Raw genomic sequence first — 2,116 nt, forward strand, 5'->3', positions numbered from 1 at the left:
CGGCGTGGCCCGGAAGCGCGCGCGCACCACGACGCCGCGCGCCGGCAGCGCCGCCTTGCGATAGGCGAAGGCGAAGTCGGCGGCGGAGAGGCGCAGCAGCCCCTGCGGCGTCGCCACCTCCGCCCAGTCCAGGATGTCCTTTACCTCGGTCCCATAGGCCCCGGCATTCATCGCGACGGCGCCGCCCACCGTTCCCGGGATGCCGCAGAGGAATTCGAGCCCGCCAAGCGAGGCCGCCGCCGCGTGTTCCGCAACCGTCGCGTCGAGCGCCGCCGCGCCGGCGGCGATGCCGTCCGTCTCGACCTCGATCGCGCCGAAGGCGCGGCCCGCGAGGCGCAGCACCACGCCGCGCACGCCGCCGTCGCGCACGATCAGGTTCGAGGCTGCGCCGATCACCGTCAGCGGCACGGACTCGGGCAGGTCGCGCAGCAGCAGCAGCAGGTCGTCGATGTCCGCCGGGCGCACCAGCCATTCGGCCGGCCCGCCGACTCGGAACCAGGTGACCGGCGCGAGCGGGGCGGCGGCCTGGACCCGGCCGCGCAGCGGCGGGAGCGCGGCGTGTTCTGCCATGCCCGCCCTCACTTGCTGCCGCCCACGATGCGCGGCCGCGTGCGCGACTGCAGAGCCGTCAGCTGCTCCGGCAGCGCATGCGCCCAGCTCGTGATGTTGCCGGCGCCGAGGCAGACCACGTAGTCGCCGGGCCGCGCGATGGCATTGACCATTTCCGCCAGGCTGTCCGGCCCCGGCAGCGGCACGACCGAGCGATGGCCGCGCGCGCGCAGCCCTTCCACCAGCCCGTCGCGGTCGATCCCAGGCATCGGCTGCTCGCCGGCGGAATAGACGTCGGCGACGATCACCGTCCCCGCGTCGTTCATGCAGGTGCAGAATTCCTCGAAGAGCGAGGCGAGGCGGCTGTAGCGGTGCGGCTGCACCACCGCGATCACGTCGCGTGCGCCGGCCTGGCGGGCGGCCTTCAGCACCGCCGCGATCTCCACCGGATGGTGGCCGTAATCGTCGATCACGGTGATGCCGCCGGCCTCGCCGGTGCGGGTGAAGCGGCGCTTCACGCCCTTGAAGCCGGCGAGCGCGGTGCGGATGGTCTGCTCGTCCACGTCCATCTCGAGCGCGATGGCGATGGCCGCGAGCGAGTTCTGCACGTTGTGGTGGCCGAGCATCGGCAGGCGCATCGGCTTGAGGTTGCGGCTGCGCCCCGTCGCGCGGTCGCGCACCGCGACCTCGAAGGTGGCGCCCATGCGGTCGGTGATGACGCGGTCGGCGCGGACATCGGCCTGCGGCGAGAAGCCATAGGTAATGATGCGGCGGTCCGACAGGCGCGGGATCATCGCCTGCACCTCCGGATGGTCGGCGCAGAGCACGGCGAAGCCGTAGAAGGGGATGTTGCCGACGAACTGCGCGTAGCCCTCGCGCATCGCCTCGCCCGTACCCCAATGGTCCAGGTGCTCCGGGTCCATGTTGGTGACCACGGCGACCACGGCGGGCAGCTTCAGGAAGGAGCCGTCGGATTCGTCGGCCTCCACCACCATCCAGTCGCCGGCGCCGAGGCGTGTGTTCGTGCCGTAGGCGTTGATGATGCCGCCGTTGATGACGGTGGGATCGAGCCGCGCGGCCTCCAGCACCGCGGCGACGAGGCTCGTCGTGGTGGTCTTGCCGTGCGTGCCGCCGATCGCGACCGACCACTTCAGGCGCATTAGCTCGGCCAGCATCTCCGCCCGCCGCACCACGGGGATCAGCCGCGCGCGCGCGGCCTGGACCTCGGGGTTGTCCTTCTTCACCGCGGTGGAGACAACGACGACCTGCGCGGCGCCGAGATTGGCGGCGTCGTGTCCGACCGCGACCGGGATGCCGGCCTCGCGAAGGCGGGCGACGTTGTAGCCCTCGGCGATGTCGCTGCCCTGCACCTGGTAGCCGAGGTTGTGCAGCACCTCGGCGATACCGGACATGCCGATGCCGCCGATGCCGACGAAGTGGATGGGGCCGATGGAGAGCGGCAGGGCGCGCATCTAGCGGGACTCCACGGGCGCGTCCGCGCGCATCAGGGCCAGGACGAGATCGGCGAGGCGCCGCGCCGCGTCCGGCCGCGCCTCGCGCGCCGCCG

The 2,116-nt window shown here is 72.6% G+C and carries 2 protein-coding genes; both read right to left on the reverse strand.

Going from position 1 to position 2,116, the window contains the following annotated elements; translation table 11 throughout:
• Positions 1-570: FAD-binding protein (locus L2I40_RS22310; RefSeq protein ID WP_237217510.1), on the reverse strand; the 570-nt coding region annotated here is incomplete at its 3' end.
• An 8-nt stretch (positions 571-578) separates the two neighbouring features.
• Positions 579-2,021: a UDP-N-acetylmuramate--L-alanine ligase gene (gene murC, locus L2I40_RS22315; protein ID WP_237217512.1), complete on the reverse strand. Its 1,443-nt coding sequence runs from the start codon at positions 2,019-2,021 to the stop codon at positions 579-581.
• Positions 2,022-2,116 lie beyond the last annotated feature (95 nt).

Source organism: Falsiroseomonas oryziterrae (assembly GCF_021864505.1).
Taxonomy (GTDB): Bacteria; Pseudomonadota; Alphaproteobacteria; order Acetobacterales; family Acetobacteraceae; genus Falsiroseomonas; species Falsiroseomonas oryziterrae.

What these genes read in the sequence shown, in the direction of transcription:
- murC (WP_237217512.1), bottom strand. Translation starts at nt 2,021, where the DNA reads ATGCGCGCCCTGCCGCTCTCCATCGGCCCCATCCACTTCGTCGGCATC.